At 44.1% G+C, this 6,746-nt stretch carries 5 protein-coding genes; 4 read left to right on the forward strand and 1 reads right to left on the reverse strand.

Annotated features, from left to right (window positions below; translation table 11 throughout):
* The first annotated feature begins 22 nt into the window (after positions 1-22).
* Positions 23-1,477, forward strand: coding sequence for an aldehyde dehydrogenase family protein (locus LF817_RS10925; RefSeq protein WP_253935842.1), 1,455 nt, complete (start codon positions 23-25; stop codon positions 1,475-1,477).
* Between the two features lie 255 nt (positions 1,478-1,732).
* Here the strand turns inward: LF817_RS10925 and LF817_RS10930 are convergent, their stop codons facing one another.
* Positions 1,733-2,908 carry a pyridoxal phosphate-dependent aminotransferase gene (locus LF817_RS10930; RefSeq protein WP_253935843.1) on the reverse strand — a complete coding sequence of 392 codons (1,176 nt, stop codon included), beginning with the start codon at positions 2,906-2,908 and terminating at the stop codon, positions 1,733-1,735.
* Positions 2,909-3,054: 146 nt separating this feature from the next.
* On the opposite strand from LF817_RS10930, the gene LF817_RS10935 reads away from it, so the two are divergent.
* The 3 genes from LF817_RS10935 (at position 3,055) to LF817_RS10945 (ending at position 5,827) form a co-directional block, all read left to right on the forward strand.
* Positions 3,055-4,386, forward strand: a complete 1,332-nt coding sequence (locus LF817_RS10935) for a CoA-disulfide reductase (protein ID WP_253935844.1) — start codon at positions 3,055-3,057, stop codon at positions 4,384-4,386.
* Between the two features lie 58 nt (positions 4,387-4,444).
* Positions 4,445-4,651 (forward strand): zinc ribbon domain-containing protein, encoded by a 207-nt coding sequence (locus LF817_RS10940; RefSeq protein WP_253935845.1) that lies wholly within the window; start codon positions 4,445-4,447, stop codon positions 4,649-4,651.
* A gap of 99 nt (positions 4,652-4,750) precedes the next feature.
* Positions 4,751-5,827, forward strand: a complete 1,077-nt coding sequence (locus LF817_RS10945) for a nitric oxide synthase oxygenase (protein WP_253935850.1) — start codon at positions 4,751-4,753, stop codon at positions 5,825-5,827.
* Positions 5,828-6,746 lie beyond the last annotated feature (919 nt).

Raw genomic sequence — 6,746 nt, forward strand, 5'->3', positions numbered from 1 at the left:
ACCATTCATGGAGGTATGAAATATGAGTCCACAAACGTTTACGAAGCAATATATAAATGGAGAATGGAAAAACGGTTCGAGTGAAAAAGTACTTGAAAACCTTAATCCATATACAAGCCAACCTTTGGCTAATATAACGTCAGCTAATGAAGAAGATTTGAATAAAGCCTATCAAGCAGCAGAGGCGGCTCAACAAGACTGGAGCCAGCGTACGCCTGCTGAGATCCAATCTTACTTTGACGCTTTATTAAGAAATATAACTGATAGAAAAGATGAGATCATTGATTGGCTGGTAAAAGAAGCTGGAAGTACACTCGTGAAGGCAGAGGTTGAATTTCAAGCAGCTCTTGGAATTGTGCGTGAGTCGTCATCCTTCCCTACGAGAATGACTGGACAGATTTTGCCATCTAACACACCAGGTAAAGAGAACAGAGTCTATCGTTCTCCGAAAGGTGTCGTAGGAGTGATCGGTCCATGGAACTTCCCTTTCCATTTAGCGCTCAGGTCTATTGCACCGGCTGTAGCTCTGGGAAATACAGTAGTGGTTAAACCCGCGTCAGAAACACCTGCTACTTCAGGATTGTTAATAGCTGACCTATTCGAAGAAGCTGGTTTTCCAAAAGGAGTCATCAACGTAGTGGCAGGGAGAGGTTCTGAAATCGGCGATGCGTTCGTCACTCATCCTGCAGCGAAATTGATTTCTTTTACTGGATCGACCGAGGTAGGGAGTCACATCGGAGAACTTGCCGGGAAGCACATTAAGGATACCGCGCTTGAATTAGGCGGTAACAATGCAATGTTAGTGTTGGAGGATGCAAATATTGAAAGAGCAGTAGAAGCAGCTTCCTTCGGCAAATACTTGCACCAGGGACAAATCTGCATGTCGTTGAACCGGATCATTGTCCACGAGTCAATCCACGATCAGTTTGTAGAAAAATTCAAAGAAAAAGTGGAAAGCTTAAAGGCAGGCGATCCATCTGAAAAAGATACCGTAGTCGGTCCCCTGATCAACAAAGATGCTGTAGAGCGCATCCAGGAGGATGTGCAAACGAGCCTCGATCAAGGAGCAAACTTACTGTGCGGCGGTGAAGCTGATGGAAATGTAATGCAGCCAACTGTGCTTACTAATGTCACAAACGATATGCCGGTCGCGAAGAATGAAATGTTCGGGCCAGTGGCTGTTATTATAAAAGTATCCAGTGAAGAGGAAGCTATTTCTGTCGCCAATGATTCAGTATATGGTTTAAGCGGATCAGTCTTTACTGAAGATCTCCATCGAGGAGTAGAAGCAGCCAAGCAGGTGAATACAGGGATGATCCACATCAATGACCAATCTGTAAATGATGAAGCGCATGTCGCCTTCGGTGGTGAAAAAGAATCAGGATTAGGCCGCTTTGGCGGAGAATGGGCCATTGATAAATTTACAACCGTCAAAACGATCAGTGTAATGAACCATCACCGAGAATTTCCGTTTTAAGTATAATGATTAACCCCGTTGCTGATCACTCATAAGAGAATTATTGAGTGATACAGCCGGATGGTTGAAGACTCATTTCCGAGGCGTTTGATGATTGGGTCAGGGCGGCGGGCGATTGCTCGCTTTCCGTGGGAGCACGGTGAGCCTCCTCAGTCTCTCAAAACGGAGTCTTCAAAATAAGGGAGCTTATTAGAATATCAACATGTGCAGAGCTTAAATAAAAAAATCGCCGGAATTGAGTTTCCGGCGATTTTTTCAATGATTGGATTTGAATTGTTTAAAACGACTAATTGCATCCTTGAGCTTCTCTTCTGAATTGTTCAGGCCAATTCTTACATAAGATTCTCCATACGTACCGAATCCGATACCTGGGGCGACAAACAGTCCAGTTTCTTTTAATAATGCGTCTGCGAATGACTCAGAGGTAAATCCTTCCGGTGCTTTCAGCCACATGAAAAAGGAGCCTTTACACGGGGTGGTTTCATATCCTGCATCCTTCAGTCCTTCTTCCAGCAAGTTCCTCCTCTGTTCATAGGCAGCCCTTAAATCCTCTACACATTGCTGCGAGTCTAGAAGTGCCGTGGCTGCTGCATCCTGGACGGCCCCGAACAAGCTGCAATAATAATGATCTTGTATGACATCCAGGGCTTTGACGACGCTTTTATTCCCTACAGCAAAAGCGATTCGCCAGCCTGCCATGTTATACGTTTTCGACATCGTATAGATTTCGACACCGACATCTTTAGCGCCTGGCATTTGCAGGAAGCTGAGCGGTTTTTGACCATCAAAACCGATGGCGCCATAGGCGAAATCGTGGACGACACAAAAGTCATTTTGATTAGCTAATTGAATAGTTTCCTCAAAAAATTCAGGGTTTGCTACGGCTCCCGTCGGGTTATTAGGATAATTCAGAAACAAAAGCTTGGCCTTTGCTAATACATCTGGATCAATTTCATTATAGTCTGGCAAGAAACCATTCTCTTCCCGAAGAGGCATAGGTTCCATAACACCTTCAGCCAGAGCAACGCCTGACCAGTAATCAGGGTAACCTGGATCAGGGACCAGGGCGATATCGCCGGGGTTTAGAAAACATTGATTTAATTCGACTAACCCTGCTTTACTACCGAACAGGATAGAAACTTCCGAGGAAGGATCAATATCGACGTCGTATTCTCTTTTGTAAAAGGTAGCTACGGCTTCTTTTAAATGATCGAAGCCTTGAAACGGAGGGTATTTGTGGTTGATGGGATTTTCAGCAGCCTTTTGGAGTGATTTGACAATATGATCAGGTGTGGGCTGATCAGGATTTCCTTGTCCGAGGTTGATTAAATCATGCCCCTTCTGCTGATATGTATTAAGTTTGTTGACAAGTGTTGCAAAGAATTGATCAGGCAAACGTTTGATTGCATCTGACGGCTGGAATTCTTTCATAATAGACCCTTCCCTTCTGTTTATTTTTTTTGAATAGTTTAATAATTCATATTAACGCGGGTCTTATCTTTTGTAAAGGGAGTACTATTTTTATGAGACCTTCTTTAGGGTATAACTAGAGAAGAAGATGTGAAGGAGTGTTTACCATGAAATTTGTTATTATCGGCGGAGACGCCGCAGGAATGAGCGCAGCTATGCAGATTGTAAGGAATAGTGAAGGGAACGAGATTGTCACACTTGAGCGGGGAGAAATTTATTCCTATGGCCAGTGCGGTCTGCCCTATTTAATTGGAGGAGAGGTCGAATCTAGTGATGATTTGATTGCTCGTGATCCTGAAACGTTCCGAAGTAAACATGGAATAGATGCGCGTGTACTTCATGAGGTCACAAAAGTGGATTGTGAGAAGAAGGTAGTCTATGGGTACGACCACGGGAAGAAAGAAGATTTCGAAGAACGATATGATCGTCTTCTTATCGCGACAGGCGCTGATCCGATTCTTCCTCCGTGGGAAGGCAGCAATTTAAAAGGTATACGATCATTGAAAACAATTCCTGATGCAGAGCTCATTATGGAGGATTTAAATGATGAGGTAAATGAAGCGGTAATCATCGGGGGAGGATATATTGGATTAGAAATGGCTGAAAACCTTGTGCATCTAGGAAAGAATGTAACGATCATCGACCGCGGAAGTCAATTGGCTAAAATTTTCGATGAAGATATGGCTGGATTTATTCATGAAGAGGCAAAGCGTAATGGTGTCAAACTGGCACTGGGTGAATCCGTGGAAGGCTTTGAAGGTTCAGACAAAGTAGAGGGTGTAGTTACGGATAAAACAAGGTACTCAGCTGATCATGTACTCTTAGCTGTCGGTGTCAGCCCCAACACTTCGTTTTTAGAGGGTACGGGAATTTATAAAAGTTACAATGATGCTATTCAAGTGAACGGCTTTATGGAAACGAGTATTATGGATATTTATGCGGCCGGAGATTGTGCTACACAATACCATCGTGTGAAAGAGAGGCATGATTACATACCGCTAGGGACCCATGCTAATAAGCAGGGGCAGGTAGCCGGGTTGAATATGGTGAATGAACATCGAAGCTTCCATGGCGTTGTCGGTACTTCGATATTGAAGTTCTTTGATCTTACTCTAGGAAGAACAGGAATTTCAGCTAAGGAAGCAGAACAGGATCATATCCCTTACCGAACGGTGACGATCGAATCTACTCATGCGGCTGGCTATTACTCAAAAGAAGGGAAAATGAATCTGAAGCTGCTTTACCATGAGAAGACTAGAGAATTGCTTGGAGGGCAGATTATCGGCAAAGAAGGAGTCGATAAGCGTATCGATGTTTTAGCGACCGCTCTGTACCATCACATGACGGTGGACCAACTCGTGGAGCTCGATTTATCTTATGCTCCTCCTTATAACAGCGTATGGGACCCCATCCAGCAGGCTGCCAGAAAAGCGAAGTGAAACAAAAAAGCCTCTTATTTCGTATACAAGTATGAAACGAATAAAAGGAGGGGTTTTCATGAGTGCACAAGGGTGTATGAAATGCGGGAGTACCGATGCAGATTCGAAAGATGTTTCGATGACGGGTTCAGGTCTATCCAAAATGTTCGACGTGCAGAATAACCAGTTTACAGTCGTCTATTGTAAAAATTGCGGCTACTCAGAGTTCTATAATAAAGAAGCGTCCCAAGCCAGCAATATCTTCGATTTTTTCTTTGGAGGTTAGTATCTAGTAATCAGTCTTAATAAGGCTGATTATTTTTCTGGCTTCAGTTCCATTATGGTACTATAAGGTAAGAAAGTACGAGATGAGAGGATTGAAATGATGATGTGGCAGGAAGCCGAGTCTTTCATACGTCAATGTTATAAGGAATTAGAAAAAGAAGAGCAAATCGAGGAACGACTCCAGGAGATAGAAGAAATAATCCAGCGGACAGGAAGCTATGACCATACATATGAAGAGCTGGAGTATGGAGCTAAAGCAGCCTGGCGCAATAGCAACCGCTGTATCGGCCGTCTTTTTTGGGATAGTCTGAAAGTGATCGACCAGCGTGGGGCATTGACGGAAGAAGATATTCGCGACGCTGTATTTTATCATATCGATTATGCGACGAATGGGGGACGTATCCGCTCTACTATTTCTATTTTCCCTCCTCATGTGGAAGGGAAGTCTGTTCGCATTTGGAACCACCAATTGATCCGTTACGCTGGGTATGAGGAGCCGACAGGTGTAATCGGAGATCCGGCTTCGATCGAATTCACGAAGGAATGCGAGAAGCTGGGGTGGGAAGGTTCGAAAGGGCAGTTTGATATTCTTCCTCTAGTTATTCAAATCGGAAATGATCCCCCTAGATGGTTTGATATTCCTTGCGATAAAGTCCTTGAAGTTGAGCTGCGCCATCCTGAGTATGAATGGTTCCAGGATTTGCAGCTTAAATGGTATGCCGTTCCCATCATTTCAGATATGCGGCTGGAAATCGGCGGCATTCATTATAAGGCGGCTCCTTTTAATGGGTGGTATATGGAAACGGAAATCGGAGCGAGAAATTTAGCGGATGATTTCAGGTACGACATGCTTCCAGCTGTTGCAGAAGGAATGGGACTTAATACAAGAAGGAACTCCTCCTTATGGAAGGATCGGGCGCTCATTGAATTGAACCAGGCTGTCCTTCATTCTTTCAAAAGGGATAAAGTAAGCATTGTCGATCATCACAGCGCGGCTCAGCAATTTCAGCTTTTTCATCAGAAAGAACAAAAGTGCGGACGTGAAGCGACAGGAGATTGGACGTGGCTGATTCCACCAGTTTCCCCCGCAACTACGAAGGTATTTCACCAATCATTTGAAAATCGGATGGATACGCCGAATTATTTTTATCAAGATCATGCTTATAAACAATCTTGAAGAAACGAGTGCTCTAAGAGGCAATGATAAAAACCACTGAATAGTTACTCATATAAAATCGCTCTTTTTCGTTTTTTGTCGGGTTTAGTCCCTGACATTTTATCGATTGGATCGATTTTTTTGTTTATTTATGTTTGTTTTATTAGTGAGTTATTCTACTGAACGTGAGGATTGTGGAAGACTTTATTTATAGATAACCGGGGTTCGTCGCCGTAATAAGAGTCAGGGGTAGTTGGGAAGCTACTCGCTTTCCTATGGGGAACTGGCGAGCTTCCTCGGGCTGAAGCCATGTGGGATCTCGCCTACCCTTCTCCCACCTCTTACACTTATATTAGTCTAGGGCGTGATTTGGTTCATAAACCTTATGGGGGACTACCCAGCTCCAGCGCTTAGCGGCTATTGAGACTTCCTTCACTTCTGTCCGATAAGTCAACATCGAATCACTTCGTTCTTCGTGTTACTTTTATCTCCGCCAGCTCAGTCCAGTCCATACGCCGCTGACCAAAGCGCTTCCGCTTTTACCAAGTTAGTCTCGCAGCTTCCCAACCACCCCATTCGATAAAAGGGGAGAAACGAAGCCTCAACCCAGAAGGAGCGCCTTCCATATCCCTGTTCTGTGAGAATATAGAGCTCTATAACAAGGTTTTTAACATGAGAGACTTGTTATGAGGATCAGCATACTAACATCAATGTTTGCTTTTTCTTAAAGCGGTTTCGAGATACTCATTAGGCAGAGGGGCGGAAGGAAAAGGTGCGACTCCTGTGGGATGAGCGGGACAGGTGAGACCCCACAGAGCGAAGCGAGGCCACTGAAAAAGTCCCTCTTACAAGAAAAACCGGAAGCATTTCGTCCGAATGGGCGAAATGCTTCCGGTTTTCTTGTACACTAAAGACAATACATAAAAGTGAGGGATTCAGA

The sequence above is a fragment of the Halobacillus sp. A1 genome, assembly GCF_024189295.1.
Lineage (GTDB): Bacteria > Bacillota > Bacilli > Bacillales > Halobacillaceae > Halobacillus_A.

Coding starts and splice junctions, on each gene's coding strand:
- LF817_RS10925 (WP_253935842.1), top strand. CDS start 23: ATGAGTCCACAAACGTTTACGAAGCAATATATAAATGGAGAATGGAAA.
- LF817_RS10945 (WP_253935850.1), top strand. CDS start 4,751: ATGATGTGGCAGGAAGCCGAGTCTTTCATACGTCAATGTTATAAGGAA.
- LF817_RS10940 (WP_253935845.1), top strand. CDS start 4,445: ATGAGTGCACAAGGGTGTATGAAATGCGGGAGTACCGATGCAGATTCG.
- LF817_RS10935 (WP_253935844.1), top strand. CDS start 3,055: ATGAAATTTGTTATTATCGGCGGAGACGCCGCAGGAATGAGCGCAGCT.
- LF817_RS10930 (WP_253935843.1), bottom strand. CDS start 2,908: ATGAAAGAATTCCAGCCGTCAGATGCAATCAAACGTTTGCCTGATCAA.